Source organism: Bacteroides sp. CACC 737, assembly GCF_013874375.1.
In the GTDB taxonomy this organism is placed as follows: Bacteria; Bacteroidota; Bacteroidia; order Bacteroidales; family Bacteroidaceae; genus Bacteroides; species Bacteroides uniformis.
This window is the reverse complement of record NZ_CP059408.1, coordinates 218,030-235,342: the sequence shown is the minus strand read 5'-3', so window position 1 is coordinate 235,342 and position 17,313 is coordinate 218,030. Positions and strand designations below refer to the sequence as shown.

The 17,313-nt window shown below is 49.1% G+C and carries 15 protein-coding genes; 4 read left to right on the top strand and 11 right to left on the bottom strand.

The window, feature by feature from the left end; translation table 11 throughout:
* Positions 1–159 precede the first annotated feature (159 nt).
* The 11 genes from H1A11_RS01100 to H1A11_RS01055 all read right to left on the bottom strand — a co-directional run bounded on the left by H1A11_RS01100 (position 160) and on the right by H1A11_RS01055 (position 12,885).
* The gene (locus H1A11_RS01100) at positions 160–618 is read right to left on the bottom strand and encodes a hypothetical protein (protein ID WP_087332951.1); all 459 of its coding nucleotides are present in this window, start codon (positions 616–618) and stop codon (positions 160–162) included.
* A 25-nt stretch (positions 619–643) separates the two neighbouring features.
* On the bottom strand, positions 644–853 hold the full coding sequence (locus H1A11_RS01095) for a hypothetical protein (RefSeq protein ID WP_005835322.1): 210 nt from the start codon (positions 851–853) through the stop codon (positions 644–646).
* Between the two features lie 66 nt (positions 854–919).
* Positions 920–2,278, bottom strand: a complete 1,359-nt coding sequence (locus tag H1A11_RS01090) for an alpha/beta fold hydrolase (RefSeq protein WP_181757615.1) — start codon at positions 2,276–2,278, stop codon at positions 920–922.
* 12 nt (positions 2,279–2,290) lie between these two features.
* Entirely contained in the window at positions 2,291–3,247 is a 957-nt protein-coding gene (locus H1A11_RS01085) for an SPFH domain-containing protein (protein WP_138345053.1), read from the bottom strand.
* A 198-nt stretch (positions 3,248–3,445) separates the two neighbouring features.
* On the bottom strand, positions 3,446–6,040 hold the full coding sequence (gene xyl3A, locus H1A11_RS01080) for a xylan 1,4-beta-xylosidase (RefSeq protein WP_138345158.1): 2,595 nt from the start codon (positions 6,038–6,040) through the stop codon (positions 3,446–3,448).
* An 88-nt stretch (positions 6,041–6,128) separates the two neighbouring features.
* Complete coding sequence (locus tag H1A11_RS01075) at positions 6,129–8,534, bottom strand: TonB-dependent receptor domain-containing protein (RefSeq protein ID WP_181757614.1); 2,406 nt, start codon at positions 8,532–8,534, stop codon at positions 6,129–6,131.
* Positions 8,535–8,706: 172 nt separating this feature from the next.
* Positions 8,707–9,147 carry a hypothetical protein gene (locus H1A11_RS18980; RefSeq protein WP_255461499.1) on the bottom strand — a complete coding sequence of 147 codons (441 nt, stop codon included), beginning with the start codon at positions 9,145–9,147 and terminating at the stop codon, positions 8,707–8,709.
* Between the two features lie 35 nt (positions 9,148–9,182).
* The gene (locus tag H1A11_RS18975; RefSeq protein ID WP_255461498.1) at positions 9,183–9,956 is read right to left on the bottom strand and encodes a hypothetical protein; all 774 of its coding nucleotides are present in this window, start codon (positions 9,954–9,956) and stop codon (positions 9,183–9,185) included.
* Positions 9,957–9,981: 25 nt separating this feature from the next.
* Positions 9,982–11,151, bottom strand: a complete 1,170-nt coding sequence (locus H1A11_RS01065) for a MalY/PatB family protein (RefSeq protein ID WP_138345047.1) — start codon at positions 11,149–11,151, stop codon at positions 9,982–9,984.
* Positions 11,152–11,380: 229 nt separating this feature from the next.
* Positions 11,381–11,995: a CPBP family intramembrane glutamic endopeptidase gene (locus tag H1A11_RS01060; protein ID WP_009037118.1), complete on the bottom strand. Its 615-nt coding sequence runs from the start codon at positions 11,993–11,995 to the stop codon at positions 11,381–11,383.
* Positions 11,992–12,885: a prenyltransferase gene (locus H1A11_RS01055; RefSeq protein ID WP_022401746.1), complete on the bottom strand. Its 894-nt coding sequence runs from the start codon at positions 12,883–12,885 to the stop codon at positions 11,992–11,994. Before H1A11_RS01055 ends, H1A11_RS01060 begins: the two co-directional genes overlap by 4 nt.
* Positions 12,886–12,972: 87 nt before the next feature.
* Here H1A11_RS01055 and H1A11_RS01050 point away from each other — a divergent pair, with 87 nt between their 5' ends.
* From H1A11_RS01050 to H1A11_RS01035, 4 genes are all read left to right on the top strand, one after another.
* Positions 12,973–13,773: a Cof-type HAD-IIB family hydrolase gene (locus tag H1A11_RS01050; RefSeq protein WP_034525323.1), complete on the top strand. Its 801-nt coding sequence runs from the start codon at positions 12,973–12,975 to the stop codon at positions 13,771–13,773.
* Between the two features lie 12 nt (positions 13,774–13,785).
* Entirely contained in the window at positions 13,786–15,528 is a 1,743-nt protein-coding gene (locus H1A11_RS01045) for an ATP-dependent RecD-like DNA helicase (protein ID WP_181757613.1), read from the top strand.
* A gap of 68 nt (positions 15,529–15,596) precedes the next feature.
* Positions 15,597–16,211 (top strand): L-threonylcarbamoyladenylate synthase, encoded by a 615-nt coding sequence (locus tag H1A11_RS01040; protein WP_016272568.1) that lies wholly within the window; start codon positions 15,597–15,599, stop codon positions 16,209–16,211.
* Between the two features lie 76 nt (positions 16,212–16,287).
* On the top strand, positions 16,288–17,310 hold the full coding sequence (locus tag H1A11_RS01035) for an AI-2E family transporter (RefSeq protein WP_181757612.1): 1,023 nt from the start codon (positions 16,288–16,290) through the stop codon (positions 17,308–17,310).
* Positions 17,311–17,313: the final 3 nt, after the last annotated feature.

The following is a 17,313-nucleotide window of genomic DNA, read 5'->3' as shown; positions in this document are numbered from 1 at the left end:
AGGGCAAAGGTAGAGGTAGTTAAAAAGGAGAACAATACCTAAAAATTACGAAAAGAAGAGAAGGAGTAACCATTAGTAGGTAATGGCAGATTTATAACAACAAATAAAGATGAGAAAGGAGGGTAAGTGGTAAAAAGGACTATTAAACAGACTGTAAGGCTACTTATATTTAAACGCCAGTATATAGTACCCTATAAATGCCACCCCCAACAAAACAAACGAGACAAGGAGCAGGAGTTTGCCGAATGCATAATACAAGCCCCAAACACTGCCCAAAAGCACTAACAACAGAATGATGTTCATCACCCGGGTAAGGCGTATGGCAAACAAATATTGAACAGCCGCATTGCGCTCGGTGACCCGAATAGGGAAATTGATGAAACGGACGGGAAGATACGCCAATCCCCCCATCAAAAGGAAACAGAAAATGGAACAGCCACCCATCACCCAGACGGCGGGCAGCAGGGCACCTTCTCTTTGGGTATACAGCCAGTAAATGCTAATCCACGTAACGAGCACGATAAGCAGGGCCGTACCTTCCAGAATACGGTCAATCACAGTGGGGTGAAAACGGACATTAGGGCAATTCTTGCCGGAATAAGGACCAAGATTAATCATACTATCTGCGATTTAGAATCTGTTATTACGAATCCTCCTCTGCTTTCTCTTCAGACGGAGGAGGATTCTTGGACTTCTTCATCCGCCCACTCTTCCGCAATGCTTCAGCGATAATCCACTGAAGCTGTCCATTGGTACTACGGAACTCGTCGGCTGCCCATTTTTCAATGGCATCCATCGTTGCAGCATCCACACGGAGGACAAAGCTTTTGGTTGAAGTTTCTTTTTTAGCCACTATTTATTTACTATTTAACAATTTACGATTTACGATTGAAGTTACTTTGATATAACCAAGTACCAATCAAAGAGTATTCTGCTTGCCCCGCACGAAGGAGGCAATGTCATCCATAACATATGCTGGGACGGGCGAAGCATGGCTATACTCAAACGGAGTCGCCTTGCCGCTGCCTTCCTGCAACAAGTGATTCAATTTCGGATAAGATTTGAAATATGCATTCTTGCAGCGCAACAAACCGGAACGCCATAAACCGAAGTCTTCCATAGTCACCTGATAATCTCTCTCCCCTTGAAGAACAAATATAGGCAGCTTTAGTTTAGCGGCAACTTCCACCGGTTTGTAAGCATTGGCAAACAGCCAATATGAGCGGGGCTGCCCCAATGGCAAGGAAATCGTTTCATCAAACTCTTCCGTACCAAGCTTTTTGACATTAGCCAACTGTTGTTTCAGCTCATCAAGTTGAACCTTTACATTGACTGAAGAATCCGTCAAAGAAGAGGTATAATAAAACTGTTCCTCAAGAGCATCTTCAAGCGATCTTGCCAGTCCGGCAAGGATAATGATACCTGCCAAACCTTTCGAACGCCCGGCAATACGGGGAGCCAATGTACCTCCCAGGCTGTGCCCCAACACATACACACTGTCAGGAGCCAGCTCGGGCAAAGCCCTTACCTGCTCCACTATGGCAACGGCATCGTCCACGGCCTCAGTATCATAATCGAGTTCGCGACCGGCAGGAACGCAAGCCGCACCATATGCCTTTGTCCGTTTTTCATAGCGGACGACAGCAATGCCGCGTTTCGCCAATCCCCAGGCAAGGTCACGGAAAGGCTTGTTGGGACCTATCGTCTCGTCACGGTCGTGAGGACCGGAACCATGTACCAAAATAACACAAGGAACCCTGCATGCATCCGGACCGACTGCCCGCTTGGGCAAAGTCAACGTTCCGGGAAGCTTGTAGCCGTCGGCTCCCAGCGTAATATCCCTTTCATCCATTTTTGTCTTATCATAGGCTACCGGTTGGGCAGTGCTAACAGCAGGTGCAGGGACCAGCCGGATTGTATTCAGTGCCCCGTCAGCATCAAAAGCCACCAGAAAACGGAGATTATAACGTTCAAATTCCACATCGGAATAATAGATAGTAATTCCCTGGGCAGAATCGGTCTTCCATTCTCCTTTTGATATGGATTTACCAAACATTTTCTCTGCTTGCCGGAAAGAATCATTGAAGAGTGCCGGAGCTAGTTTCTTCTGCAACTCCCGGTTCAATGCCGCATGGATACTGTCATCTTGCCCTGCCACAAACAATTCATAAATGTGCTGCGCGCGCGCAGTATTCGCATCTTGTGCAAAGCCCCCATATACATTGCCCAGCAAGAGCAGTATAAGAGCCCATCGTCCTATAACCCCCATCTCTTTCATCCGTATCCTTTATCAATGGTTCAACGTTCCCGTATTGACTACCGGTTGTGCAGCCTCGTCCGCACAAAGCACTACCAACAGATTGCTGACCATTGCTGCTTTCTTGTCTTCGTCCAGTTCAACAATTTCTTCTTCAGAAAGTTTATGGAGCGCCATTTTTACCATAGAGACTGCCCCTTCCACAATCTTCTCGCGTGCCGTAATGATGGCGGATGCTTGCTGGCGACGCAGCATCACAGCAGCAATTTCGGGTGCATACGCCAGATAGTTGATGCGGGCTTCCACCACTTCCATACCCGCCATGGCCAGACGCTCGTTCAACTTCTGTTCCAACTGCTCATTGATTTCCTCGCCACCGGAGCGAAGCGTCAGTTCCTCCGTATCAGCCTCATTATCATCATAGGCATACTGACCGGCAACTTGACGAAGGGCGGCATCACTCTGTATCTTCACAAAGTTCTCGAACGCATTCATACGGTTGGCCACCGCATTACCAAGGCTCACCTGGTTGGCATTGCCTGCTGTGGGAGTGGATGCAGCCATCGTCTGCGAGTCAATCTCAAACATGGCTTTATAAGTATCTTTCAACTTCCACACCAATACCAATCCTATAAGTATGGGATTGCCAATCTTATCATTCACCTTTATCGGCTCCACATCCAGATTGCGTGCACGAAGCGAAAGCTTCTTCTTATTAAGAAAAGGGTTTACCCAGAAAAAGCCGGTCTCCTTGAACGTCCCTTTATATTTACCAAAGAACACCATAGCACGCGCCTCGTTCGGCTCCAGCTCCATATAGCCGGCAAACATAATAAACCATATCAGACACAGACACACCGAAAGGATCAAGGTAGGCACAGAAATGATAAACCCAAAGATTATCACTGCCGTAAGCACTACCAAATGAAGGAACAAGGCCAAAAAGCCATTCATCTTGAAACCACTGAAACCACACTCTTTTGTTTCCATATTCTATAGATTTAATTGATATCATAATGATATCACAAATATATCAATTAAAATTAGATAAGAACAGAGAAGCAAGGAAGTTAACATATTGTATTAAGGATTATTAAGAACATGTATCCCCAGTACACAAAAATTCCGCTTGAGGGTCATGACTTACCTTCAAGCGGAATTTTCTTTTTCGACTTTGTCAGCAATGTATCAAGGCTGAATGACAAAAGACCGGCGCAGCAAACCAGCAGTCTGCGAGCTACCGCCCACCATAAGTTCATAACTGCCTTCGGAAACGCACATGGTATTGCTTTGCGGATTCCACCACACCAACTCTTTATCGCCCAAATCAAACTCTACATCGACCGTCTTTCCTGCCGGGATATGTACCCGTTTGAAAGCACGCAATGCCTTGCTCGGTCCTTCGACATCATCGTTTTTCTTCAAATAGACCTGCACAACCTCTTCACCGTCACATTTGCCGGTATTGGTTACGGGGACATTCAATCTCAATTTCTCACCGGACTTTATATTATCCGAACCAAGCACCACAGCGCCATAGCAGAAAGAGGTATAGCTCAATCCATGACCGAAGGGGAAAAGCGGTTCCTGGGTCATGTAACGGTAAGTCCGGCCGGTCATATTATAATCCTCAAAATCAGGAAGCTGTGACACATTACGGTAGAAGGTTACCGGCAAGCGTCCTGCCGGATTGTAATCACCGAACAAGACTTCAGCTACAGCCGTACCGCCTGCCTGACCGGGATACCATGCCTGCAGGATAGCTCCACACCTCCCGGTTTCCGGCTCCAAGCCGATAGGAGAACCTGAACAGTTCACCAACACCACCTTTTTACCGGCATGGTGCAAAGCGGCAATCAGTTCCCGCTGGACAGCAGGCAACTCAATATCAGTACGGTCGCCTCCTCTGAATCCGGGAAGCTCAACACCCATCTCCTCGCCTTCGAGGTTCGGAGAGACTCCTCCCACAAAGACCACGACATCAGCATCCTTTACACGCTCCACAGATTTCCTCACATCCACTTCATTCTTAAATCCAAGGTCAAAGTTCAGCTGTGCATCGCTACGGAAATATTCAAAATCCAATTCAACGTCATACGTTTTTCCTGCTTGTACCTGCAAAGTATAAGCACTCTTCTGCCCACCGTGCTGATTGGAGAATCCTCTCACTTCCTCCCCATTTATCCGCAATCTCCCTGAGCCATAAGCATAGATGTCAAAGACCACCTCTCCCGACTGGTCGGGAGTGAATACGCTGTTGTAGGTAGCCGAGAAGTCGGTAAGGTTCACACCCGGAGCAAAAACCGTGGCACCGGATGTACAGAAATGGAAAGGAGTGGTCACTTGGGCAGTAGTGACTGGCTCACCGTCACGAGTCACGTTATTCCAGTAGCGTGCAGTAAATCCGGGTTTCCCGTCGGCAGTCTTGCAACGGTTGAAGACGCTCTGTATCTGAGCTCTCTCCACCCATCCGCAGCCTTGTTCATAAATAAGCCGATCATCACTCCCCAAAGCTTTTCTAATTCCGTCCAGAATGGTAACTGTGTGCGGAGGCATACCGTTATAATTTCCCCACTGCATCACAGAATCATTGGCATTCGGACCCATCACGGCTATAGTCAGCCCTCCACGCTTCAACGGCAAGGTATTATCCTTGTTCATAAGCAGTGTCATTGACTTGCGCGCCATGTCGAGCGCCAGAGAATCGTGTCCGGCAGAAGCCACCACAGAAAAAGGAATGCCAGTCCAGGACACCTTCTCCGGCTCGTCCATTTCACCCAAGGCAAAGCGAGCCGTCAAAAGACGCTTGACTGCTACATCCACTGCTTTTTCATCAATCTTTCCCTGCTTCACCGCTTCTACCAGGGCCTCGTAACTCGAACCGCATTCCAAGTCAGTCCCACTCAGCACCGCAGCCGCCGAAGCGGACTCTGCATCAGGATGCGTCTTATGACCATAGTCTCTGTAAAAATCGGCAATAGCTCCACAGTCCGAAAGGACAATACCATCAAATCCCCACTCATCGCGCAAAATCTGCATCAGCAGGCGGTCGCTACCGCAGCAAGGATCGCCCTCAAAACGGTTGTAGGCACACATCACCTCCTTCACTTTTCCTTCTTTCACCAAAGCTTCGAAAGGAGGAAGATAAGTTTCATACAAATCACGGGGCTTGATATTTTCCGCATTAAACTCATGGCGGTTCCATTCCGGACCTGAGTGTACGGCAAAGTGCTTGGCACAAGCATGCAGCTTGTCATATTTTCCATCGTTCGTACCCTGCAACCCCTTTACAACCATCACTCCCATACGGCTGGTCAGATAAGGGTCTTCCCCATAAGTCTCTATACCCCTTCCCCAACGGGGGTCGCGGTAGATGTTCACCGTAGGCGTCCACATCGTCAATCCTTGATAGCGTTCACGACTTCCCTGAGATGCATAGTAGGCATTCTTGGCACGGGCTTCATCGGATACGGCAGTAAATACCTCGTATACAGTCTCCGGCGAGAAAGATGCCGCCATACCAATCGGTTGGGGAAACACTGTGGCCAGCCCGGCACGCGCCACTCCATGCAACGCTTCATTCCACCAGTTATAGGGCTTGATGCCCAGACGTTCCACCGGTTTGGAGCTGTCCATCATCAAGGACACCTTCTCTTCGAGCGTCAGTTCCTTCAGCAAAAGTCCGGCACGCTCTTCTGCCGGCAGAGATGCATTCTTGTAAGTAGCCTGCCCGCATCCCGACAATAGGAAGAGTGGCAATAGGTAAAGAAGTTTCTGTTTCATCATGGTTTTATATTAATCGTTGTTACAATCGCTTGTATCACAAAGATAAATATTTTCTCCCAATTGCCAACACGCAATAAACTTCTTATTATAATCTTCTCTGAATATCCTCGTTACTGTTCCGCTGCCCCTTGCTACGCATATCTCCACCGAAAGTATAGGATACACCGATACGGAAACTGGTAAAGGAGAACTGGTTATCTGCAATTATCTTCAGCCCGTTGGACATGGTTTCCAATTTGGAATGGCTGACAAACAGATTGTTGACATTCAGGCTGAGGTTGAGCTTATTGTCCAACAACCGGTAAAGCATACCTGCACTGACGCTGTAAGTGGGACTCATCAGATAGATGCCCTGATACTGACGGGAAGAATAGGAACCGGACAACGTGGCCAGAAGAGTCTTCTTTTCATTGAAGAAGAAAGTGTTGCGCAGACTGGCGTCATAAGCCCATCCTTTCTCCTCGGGAGAGGTGGTGACAGCGCTGGAGGTAGTCCGGCGATAGCTCACTCCATGCTGGGCGTAAGCTTGCAGCCATTTGGTACGGAAAGTGTACGAATTGTTAAGCCCGAAAGCATGCGTCTTCATGAAATTCTCCCAAAGGAAAGAAGTCACATTCGTTTCGGCATCCAAGTCCACAACCTGGAAGAATACATCGTCCGAATAAGAATAATAAGCGGAAACATTGAAGTTGTTCTTCAACGTATATCCCAGTTCTGCATTGTAAGTGTAGCTGGGTTTCAAGTCCTCACGTCCGCAGGCATACGTATATTTGTTCTGATAGAACGGAAAAGGATTGACCATATTCTGCGACGGACGGGAGATGCGGTTGGAGAAACTGAAGTTCAGCGCATGCCCGTCTGTAGGCGAATAAAGCAGATAGACAGTAGGGAACAAGCGCGTATAGTCGTGCTTGTCCTCCGTATCCTTCGCTTCGGAAATACCGGTAGTGCGGGTGTGCTCCATACGCAAGCCCAACTGCATGGAAAAACGTTCGGAATATTCACGGCTATAATCAGCATATAAGGCATAGATTTGCTCCTTGTAACGGAAATAATCATCCTGCACCAGCGTAGGGTCCGACGTATCGTAATTGATACCGTTGCGAGTGTTGGTAAAGGAGACCTTGGCACCTGCCGTTATCTTGTACTTTTCAAAAGGAAGGATGAAATCAAGAGCGGAGGAGACTACATCCACCTTGCGATGTTGCAGATAGTTGTAGTCGAAGTTTGTACCCGGAATCTCCGTACCGTCAGGCAGGAGGGTTTTCGAGAGAAAGCCCATATTTTCGTCCCGGTTGTCACGCAGGTAATCCACATCCCAAGTCATTTTCTTGCCTTTGTCATCCCAGACCTTATCGGTATGAAAATTCAGATTGAGGCGGTCGGAACCGGTATCCTTGTCACTGTTGGAGTACAGCAGAGAATCCAGTACGGCGGTAGAGGCATCGTAAACTTCCGTCCATGAAAGGGCGTTGCCCGGTTTGGGAGCACTGTGATTATAGATGGCCTGCATACCTGCACTCCAGTCCCGTTCCAACGATACATCCACACCTCCCTGAAAGTAGAAGCTATTCATGTAATTGGTGTAGTCGGCACGGCTGTTCCAGGTGTTCTGCGGAAAATAGCGGTAATTCTTCTCACGCGTCTCATAGTTGCCCTGCGTAGTACCCCCGTTGAGAAAGGATGACACGCGCCCATTGCTGAGGTTCAGGCTTACCCCGCCATATCCGTAATTGTCCTTTTCACCAGCGCTGTAGGAAGCGGAAGCCGTACCACCCACGTAATCTTTGGGACGTGACTTCAAGCGAATATTGATGATGCCTGCATTTCCGGCGGCATCGTACTTGGACGGAGGCGTGGTAATCACCTCCACCTTCAGTATCTGGGAGGCGTCATAGGAACGGAGGTAATCTATCAGTTCATCTCCCGACAGCTTCGTCTCACGGTCGTTGATATAAACCCTGATGCCCCCTTTACCTATAATACCAATGCTGTTTTGTCCAACCTGCAGACCGGGCACTTCACGCAGAAGGTCGAGTGCACTGCCACCGGCAGAGGCTATGGTATTATGTGCATCGAACACTACCCTATCTACCAGACGCTTGATAACAGGACGCGCGGCCGTAACGGTCACTTCGTCCAGCAAGGCGGAAGAAGATTTCAATGTCAATTCGCCAACGTTTTTGTTTCCTCGCAGCACAACGGGAACGTAGAGGTCTTCGCTGCCGATAAGGGTAATGTGCAACAAGTATTCTCCCAGTGGCTGGTCAAAGGAAAAACAACCTTGCGTGTCGGTCAGCATACCGGTAATATAGGCACTGTCTTTTGCCTGCTTCAGCAGCACATTCGCCACCTCTACCGGTTGGCGGTTCTCGTCCTGCACACAACCGGAAAGCCGGTAAGTCTGGGCGGAAAGGAAAGTGGCCATACTTGCCAAGGCCATCCATACCATCACTTTTTTTCTAACGTTGTTCAGTAGATTTTCTTTCATTATGCGTTTGATTTCAATGTTTTACTCTTTGTATTTCGCTGAAACAAAGATAGAGGTAAAACATGCCTCAAACGGTCTATATCGGGGAATAAAAAGTCTATATCCCAAAACTACAAATCACTACATATCAACACTTTAATTTTACAAAAGTCTATATTATGCCTTTTCCGGTCTATATGCTGCCTATAAACTCTACGATGCCTTCCTTCTCCCCCATCCCCAGCTTCTTGCGGATATTCGTCTTTCGCTGGTAAATGGTGGGAATACTTTGTTGTGTCACCACACTAATCTCCTTCGTCGAGAAGTCCGCACAGAGCAGGCAGCAAAGCTGCTTTTCTTTGTCAATGAGCACATCGCCAAAACAGCTGTCCATCTTTGTGTAGAAGTTATCATAAATCCGGTCTATGATAGGATACAAGTCCTCCCATACCAGCAAACTCTCTACCGGCAGTTCATGGCTGGTAATACCCGAAATGCGGCGAAGCAGCTCCTGATTCTGTGAGGTAGGTTGTTTAGCCACCAGCCGTATCATGCCTAATTGCTGCAACAGTATTTTCCGAAAAAACTGCCCGTCTTCCCCTTTCGACTGGTTCCTGGTCACATCTTCCAGCAACCGGGTCAGTGTTTCCGCCCGTTCTTCCGCTTCAATCAGCCTATTACTCCCATACGCAGCTGCACCGGGTCGACGACATACTGCTCCATACGACGAATAGTAGCTATTGCACCGGAAGGTTCATCAAAAGAGTAAGCCTGCATCTGGGCATAGTTACGCAAATAATGCACTATCTTACTGGTATCTCCTGCCTCCACTGCCAGTTCTATGCTGCGCTCCATGTAATAGGATGCAGAATCATTCTTGTTCAGCCCCATGGCAATTCCCATAGAGAAGAAGCTTCCGGCTCTTGCGTCCAAAGCTATGGCGGTACGGAAAGTTTCTATCGCTTTCTCATAATCTTTCCAGACATACACATACCAGTATGCCTTATCAATCAGCATATCAGCCATTCTTCCCGTGTCCTGCAGCGCCTTGGCCAAAGCTACGCCGCTGTCAATGGCAGCTATACACCGTTCGTGCTCTTTCAGCCAATACCAGTACCAGGCTTTCAACTGATAGGAAAACAGATTCTTCGCCGTGTCGTTGCGGAAGACGTAATAATCGGAAGCAGGCAATATCAAGGAATCTTCCGCCATCGAGTTGTGCCGCTTATAGTGCACATAAGCATTCAGCCATCCATACAACAGCCTCTCCTCATCCGAAAGTTGCGATGGCCTCTCTATCTGTACCAGCAAGGCATACACGCTGTCCACATTCATATTCACCTGCTTTTCTGCCAGATGTAACAGATGTGCCTCATTCATCTGCCGGCAGGCAACAAGGCACAGCAACGCAAACAATAGTCCAAGGAAAGGTAATCTATTCATAATATAGGAGATATAGTTTTTTCTATCATTTGTCTGCAACCGCAGTTTCCAGTTGCTTCAGCGCCTGCTCCAGCACCGAACGCGGACAGCCGACATTCAGCCGCATAAATCCCTTGCCCGGTTCACCGAACATGGTGCCGTCATTCAGTGCCAGATGTGCCTTGTCTACAAATAGTCCCACCAGTTTCTCCTGAGTCAGTCCCAATCCCCGGCAGTCCAGATAAATCAGGTAAGAAGCCTGCGGATGTATCATGCCGATGCCCGGAATATGCTCGCGCAGGTAGTTCTCCGTGAAATCGATATTGCCCTTTATATAGTCCAGCAGCTGTTCCAACCATTCCTCACCATGCATATAGGCAGCAGCCGCACCGATATAGGCCAGCATATGCCCTTCGCTGAACTCGCCCGCTTCCATGAACTCCTGAAAACGGTGGCGGATGTCCTCATTGAGGATAATGGCGTACGAACTTCCCAATCCCGGCATATTGAATGTTTTGCTGGGTGCCATGAAGGTGAGGGAATTCTGCGCAGCAGCCCCCGAAACAGTAGCAAAAGGATGGTGTTTGTAAGGCGGCAGAGTCAAGTCGGCATGAATTTCATCGGAGATGACAAACGTATGGTTTTCCATACAAATATCAGCAATCCGGCGTAATTCGTCCATCGTCCATACACGCCCGCCCGGGTTATGGGGATTGCAGAGAATCAATACTTTGCATCCTTGTATATCCTTACGGAAACGCTCAAAGTCAATCTGATACTGTCCGTCTTTCAGGTCGAGCGGAGAGTAAACCACTTCGCGCTTCATGCGTTGCGTCACCAGGAAGAAGGGATGATAAACGGGAGTCATCACCATTACCCGGTCGCCGGGATTGGTGAAGCATTGCAATGCGAAGGCTTGACCGCGGACAATGCCGGGTACAAAAGTCAGCATCTCGCGAGTGACGTCCCAACCGTGGCGACGACTGAGCCAGCTACAAATGGAAGTATACCATTCCTCACACGCAGACGTATAGCCCAGCACTTCATGTTCAAGACGCTTCCGCAAGGCTTCCATCACAAACGGGGGCGTGCGGAAATCCATATCCGCCACCCACATGGGGAGGAGGTCATCGCGTCCCCATACACTCTTCACACCGTCCCATTTCACGGAGTCGGTACCACGGCGCTCTATTACTTCATCAAAATTGTAAGTCATTTGCTTGTTTTTTTATTGTAGTTTCACTAATTCAACGCATCAATTTGTCTTGTTTTTATACCGCCCGAGAGAGAATTTACAACTATCTGATTATCAACATGTATAAATACATCCTATTTCTGTCGTATACTGAGCCCTATTCAGTCGTATACTGAGATAGGTTCAGTATACGACTGAATAGGGCTCAGTATACAATCCATTACCGCCACCTTATTTTTGTAAATAATAATCATATCGGGAAAAATATAAATACCGCCACATCCCACACTGCATGAGACAAGATAATAGCGGCAAAGCGGTTCGGAAAGAAACGGTAAAGCGCCCCCCATGCCGCCCCCACCACCAGAGCCGCCATGACCAGCATGAAGTTGCAGGAACCGGCATGCACCAGTGCATAAATCAAAGTAGCCACCACAAAACCCGCATTCGGATTCCAGCGTTTGGAAAGCGTGCGTTGCACATAGCCGCGCCAGAAAATCTCTTCCGCCGGCCCTATCAGCAACAGCAGCAATGCTGCCAGCAGCCAAGGAGACTCTCCCTCTTTCATCCCATAAATGGAGTCCACCTGCGGACGGGCAAAATCGAACATCCAAGATGACACCTTGTCTCCCAACCAGAAAACGCCCCACAAAGCAACAGCAATGCCAAGTCCCAGCAAGACATTCGGCAAGCTCCACTTCACCTCCCGCCACCAGCCGGGATTGAACAAGGTGGCAAACACGGACAGTGTGAGCGCAGAACCGGTCATCATCCACCAGAAATTCACGAAAGGAGCCGTCCAAGGCGAAAACATGACCGTCCACAGCACGGCAGCCAGCAGAATGGTAAAAATCAGCTTCTTCATGACAGCAGACCGGCTACAACGAACGACAACGTGAACAGCAGACTGAACAACAACTGGAGTTTTGCAGTCATCTCATCCAGACCGGCTATGGCACTTTCTCCCTTTCCGGGAAAACGGGACACCACCCGTACATTGCCTATGGCAGGAACCAGTGCCGGCATCACCAGCAGGGTCCATAAAGGAAGAGTTCCCGCAGCTATCAAGCCGGCTATCCAGCCAAAAGGAAAAAGGACTTCGGCACAATAAACGTACATCGACGCCTTTCCTCCCAGCTTCATGGCCAGTGTCTGAATCTCTGCACGGGCATCGGTACGCATATCCCGTGTATTATTGGCATGCAGAATGGCCACCGTAATCAGTCCCACCGGCAGAGCTATCCACAAGACATTCCAGTCAACTACTCCCGTAGCCACATAGCAGGTGCCCAACGTCGGCAGCAAGGCATACGCCAAAAAGATGACGACATCGCCCAACGCACGATACTTGAGCGGTGGATAAAGCAACGAGCAAGCTGCACCGCCTATACCTATATACAACAGCGGCAAGCCGGTACGCCACAACAAGCCGATACCCGCAACAAGAGCTACTGCCAGCAATGCCATCGACAAGCGGTATATCTCGCGCGGGGTAAACATCCCATCAGTCAGAGTCTTGGCGCCAAAGGTATCCCTTGCATCGACCTTATGCTTATAGTCAAAATAATCACTCCAGGTATTCCCGGCAGCGTGAAACACAATGATGTTCAACAATGCCCAGATACCGTTCACCCAGTTTATGTCCTGCCGCATCCAATACAGATATGCCAACGTCACCACCACCGGCATCGAAGAGGCGGGGAATGACCACGGACGCACCGCTATCATCCAATCTTTCAAAGAATGTTTCTTCATTTGTTATTTATCATTTATTTGTGCGCAAAAGTACGAAATATCTTCGCTTTTTTAAGTAATTTCGCGCACAAGATAAAAGAACCCCTTATGATAAAAGCTCTGTTTTTTGACATCGACGGAACCTTGGTCAGCTTCAAGACCCACGAAATTCCCGTTTCCACTATTGAAGCGTTGACTGCCGCCAAAGCCAAAGGCATACATATCTTCATTTCTACCGGACGTCCACGCGTCATCATCAACAACTTGTCCGCCTTGCAAGAACGGAATCTGATAGACGGCTACATCACGATGAACGGCGCCTATTGCTTTGTAGAAGACACCGTTATCTACAAAAGCCCCATACCGACAGCGGAAGTGGATGCCTTGACAGCTTTCTGCCACGAACGCAACATCCCATGCATCCTGGTGGGAGAGCACGACATCTGCGTGAACCAGCCCGGCGAAGTAGTGGAGGAAATCTTCCATCGCCAACTGAAAGTGGACCCCATCGAAGCAAAGCCCTATACCGACAGCCATGCCGACAAAGCCTTCTTCCAGCTGACTCCCTTTATCAACGCCGAGGAAGAAGCAATCATCCTGCCCTCCGTCCCTCACTGCGAGATGGGCCGCTGGCATCCTGCCTTCGTAGACGTGACAGCCAAAGGAAACACCAAGCAAAACGGTATCGACCAGATTATCCGCCACTTCGGCATCAAGCTGGAAGAGACCATGGCCTTCGGCGACGGAGGAAATGACATCAGCATGTTGCGCCATGCCGGTATCGGTGTAGCCATGGGCAATGCCAATAACGACGTAAAAGCTGCCAGTAACTACACAACCACTTCTGTTGATGAAGACGGCATCGCCAACGCCCTGAAATATTTCGGCATAGTCGGGAATCCATCATAAATCTGAAATCTTTTGAGCTTCGTTCCCGATACACAAAACAAAGAGTTTCAAGATGCCTTGAACCTCATTCAGTATACCCGTCAGTCCGTATTCCTGACGGGCAAAGCAGGTACGGGCAAATCGACCTTCCTGAAATATATCTGCGCGAATACGAAGAAAAAGCATGTAGTGCTTGCCCCTACCGGCATAGCCGCCATCAATGCCGGAGGCAGTACCCTGCACAGCTTCTTCAAACTGCCTTTCTACCCCCTGCTGCCCGATGACCCGAACTTCAGCCTTCAACGGGGACGCATCCACGAATTTTTCAAATACACCAAACCCCACCGCAAACTACTAGAAGAACTGGAACTGGTCATCATCGACGAGATTTCCATGGTACGCGCCGACATCATCGACGCCGTAGACCGCATCCTGCGCGTCTATTCCCGCAACCTGCGCGAACCCTTCGGCGGCAAACAGATACTATTGGTGGGCGATGTGTTCCAGTTGGAACCCGTCGTCAAAGGAGATGAACGGGAGATACTGAACCGATTCTACCCTACCCCTTATTTCTTCTCTGCCAGGGTATTCGGCCAGATAGACCTTGTCTCCATCGAACTGCAGAAAGTATACCGTCAAACAGACAGCAAGTTCATCCATGTGCTGGACCACATCCGCAACAATACCGTCGGCTCTACCGAACTTCAGCTGCTCAACACCCGCTATGGCACCCAAATAGAGCAATCGGAAGCCGACATGTACATCACCCTCGCCACCCGCCGTGACAATGTGGACTACATCAACGACAAGAAACTGGCGGAACTTCCCGGTGACCCGGTCACCTTCTACGGCGAAATCATGGGAGACTTTCCCGAAAGCAGCCTCCCCACCTCGCAGGAACTGGTACTGAAACCGGGCGCACAAATCATCTTCATCAAGAATGACTTCGACCGCCGCTGGGTGAACGGCACCATCGGCGTCATCAGCGGCTTCGACCCTATTGAAGAGACCCTCTACGTCATCACCGACGACGGCAAGGAATGTGACGTCAAACGAGAGTCGTGGCGAAACATCCGCTACAAATACAACGAAGAAAAGAAACAGATTGAAGAGGAAGAACTGGGAATCTTTACACAATATCCCGTGCGCCTGGCATGGGCCATCACCGTACACAAGAGCCAAGGGCTGACCTTCAGCCGGGTAGTCATCGACTTTACCGGCGGCGTGTTTGCCGGTGGGCAGGCATACGTAGCCCTCAGCCGCTGCACCTCGCTGGAAGGCATCCAGCTGAAAAAGCCCATCAGCCGTGCCGATGTATTCGTGCGTCCGGAGATTGTCAGCTTCTCCGAACGCTTCAACAACCGCACCGCCATCGACCGTGCCTTGAAGCAAGCACAGGCAGACGTTCAATACGTTGCCGCCGCCAAAGCCTTCGACAAAGGGGATTTCGGCACTTTCCTGGATGAGTTTTTCAAAGCCATCCATTCCCGCTACGACATCGAGAAGCCCAACGTGCAGCGCCTCATCCGCCGGAAGCTGAACATCATCAACCGTCTGAAAGAGGAAAACCGTGCACTGAAACAAGCAGCATTGGAGAAAGAGAAAGCCCTCGTGAAGTATGCCCGCGAATACATCCTTATGGGTGACGAATGCCTGAAGCATGACATGAAGGAGGCGGCCATGAAAAACTATGAGAAAGCCGTCACCCTCTGTCCCAAATTCAAAGAGGCCTGGAAGAAGATAAAGAAACTGGAGAAAGAGATGCTTAAAAGGTGAATCGCTTGTTTATAAGCCGATTATTATCTATTTTTGCATGTAATATAAAACTCAAATCCATTTCCGCCATGCTTCTGAAACTTTATGAAAAAAATAACAATCCCGCCGACCTGCAGCAGGTGATCGACCTACTGAATGACGGAGGTATCCTTATCTACCCTACCGACACCATGTATGCCATCGGCTGCCACGGACTGAAGGAGCGCGCCATCGAGCGCATCTGCCGCCTCAAGGACATCGACCCCAAGAAGAACAATCTTTCCATCATCTGCTACGACTTGAGCAAGGTCAGCGAATACGCCAAAGTGGACAACAGCACCTTCAAGTTGATGAAGCGTAATCTGCCCGGAGCTTTCACCTTCATTCTGAACGGCACCACCCGCCTGCCCAAGATATTCCGTAACCGTAAGGAGGTCGGCATCCGTATGCCGGACAATTCCATCATTCAGGAAATAGCCCGCCTGCTGGATGCTCCCATCATGACAACTACATTGCCGCATGAGGACAATGAGGACATTGAATACTGCACAGACCCGGAACTGATTGACGAGAAATTCGGTGATATTGTCGATTTGGTAATAGACGGCGGTATCGGCGGTACGGAAGGCTCTACCGTAGTGGATTGCACCAATGGGGAGCCGGAAATCATACGCCAGGGGTTAGGCTGGCTGGACGAAGGATAAATATTGAATTCCGGCCACAATTTCCAAACCTTTTCAACTTCTTTTATGTTTCTTTACTAAGAAATACAGGAACTTTATGAGCACAAAAGAACAATACTGGAAATATTCATTGATAGCCATCATTATCGGGCTGGGAATCATTCTTTTCAGACAAATAGCCCCATTCATGGGCGGTCTGCTGGGAGCCTTGACTATCTATATCCTGGTGAGAAAGCAGATGATGTATCTTTCCGACAAGCGGAAAATGAAGCGCAGCATAGCTGCCACCCTCATTACGGCAGAGGCAATTCTCTGCTTTCTGGTTCCGCTTGGGCTGGTGGTATGGCTGGCTGTGGTCAATCTTCAAAACATCAATCTGGACCCGCAAGCCATTATAGCTCCTTTCGAAGAAGCGGCCAACATCATTAAAGCCAAAACCGGCTACTATATCTTGGGGAAAGACACGGTGGCATACGTCATTTCAATTCTTCCCCGCATCGGGCAAGCCATCATGGGAGGTATCAGCAGTTTTGCCGTCAACATCTTCGTACTGGTCTTTGTACTCTACTTCATGCTGATAGGGGGCAAAAAGATGGAACAGTACGTCAACGACCTACTGCCGTTCAATGATGACAATACACAAAACGTCATCCACGAAATCAACATGATTGTCCGCTCCAATGCCATCGGCATCCCCTTACTCGCCGTCATACAAGGAGGAGTAGCCATGATAGGCTACTGGATTTTCGGTGCTCCCAACATCTTGTTCGCCGGTTTCCTGACCTGCTTCGCCAGCATCATCCCAATGGTAGGAACAGCGCTGGTATGGTTTCCGATAGCTGTCTACATGGCATTGATAAGCAACTGGGTTCAAGCTATCGGGCTGGCCATCTATGGCGGTGCAGTCATTTCACAGCTCGACAACCTGATACGCTTCATCATCCAGAAGAAAATGGCAGACATTCATCCGCTTATCACTGTCTTCGGAGTTGTAATCGGCTTGTCCCTTTTCGGATTCATGGGTGTCATCTTCGGGCCACTGCTCTTGTCACTATTCTTTCTGTTCGTGGATATGTTTAAAAGAGGGTATTTGGATACAAGGGGGAAGATGACGGAATAAGTA

Excerpts from the sequence above, each read along its gene's own strand:
- H1A11_RS01075 (WP_181757614.1), bottom strand. The coding sequence starts at position 8,534 with ATGAAAGAAAATCTACTGAACAACGTTAGAAAAAAAGTGATGGTATGG.
- H1A11_RS01065 (WP_138345047.1), bottom strand. The coding sequence starts at position 11,151 with ATGACTTACAATTTTGATGAAGTAATAGAGCGCCGTGGTACCGACTCC.
- H1A11_RS18975 (WP_255461498.1), bottom strand. The coding sequence starts at position 9,956 with ATGAATAGATTACCTTTCCTTGGACTATTGTTTGCGTTGCTGTGCCTT.
- H1A11_RS01040 (WP_016272568.1), top strand. The coding sequence starts at position 15,597 with ATGCTTCTGAAACTTTATGAAAAAAATAACAATCCCGCCGACCTGCAG.
- xyl3A (WP_138345158.1), bottom strand. The coding sequence starts at position 6,040 with ATGAAACAGAAACTTCTTTACCTATTGCCACTCTTCCTATTGTCGGGA.
- H1A11_RS01090 (WP_181757615.1), bottom strand. The coding sequence starts at position 2,278 with ATGAAAGAGATGGGGGTTATAGGACGATGGGCTCTTATACTGCTCTTG.
- H1A11_RS01060 (WP_009037118.1), bottom strand. The coding sequence starts at position 11,995 with ATGAAGAAGCTGATTTTTACCATTCTGCTGGCTGCCGTGCTGTGGACG.
- H1A11_RS01100 (WP_087332951.1), bottom strand. The coding sequence starts at position 618 with ATGATTAATCTTGGTCCTTATTCCGGCAAGAATTGCCCTAATGTCCGT.
- H1A11_RS01035 (WP_181757612.1), top strand. The coding sequence starts at position 16,288 with ATGAGCACAAAAGAACAATACTGGAAATATTCATTGATAGCCATCATT.
- H1A11_RS01085 (WP_138345053.1), bottom strand. The coding sequence starts at position 3,247 with ATGGAAACAAAAGAGTGTGGTTTCAGTGGTTTCAAGATGAATGGCTTT.
- H1A11_RS01055 (WP_022401746.1), bottom strand. The coding sequence starts at position 12,885 with ATGAAGAAACATTCTTTGAAAGATTGGATGATAGCGGTGCGTCCGTGG.
- H1A11_RS01050 (WP_034525323.1), top strand. The coding sequence starts at position 12,973 with ATGATAAAAGCTCTGTTTTTTGACATCGACGGAACCTTGGTCAGCTTC.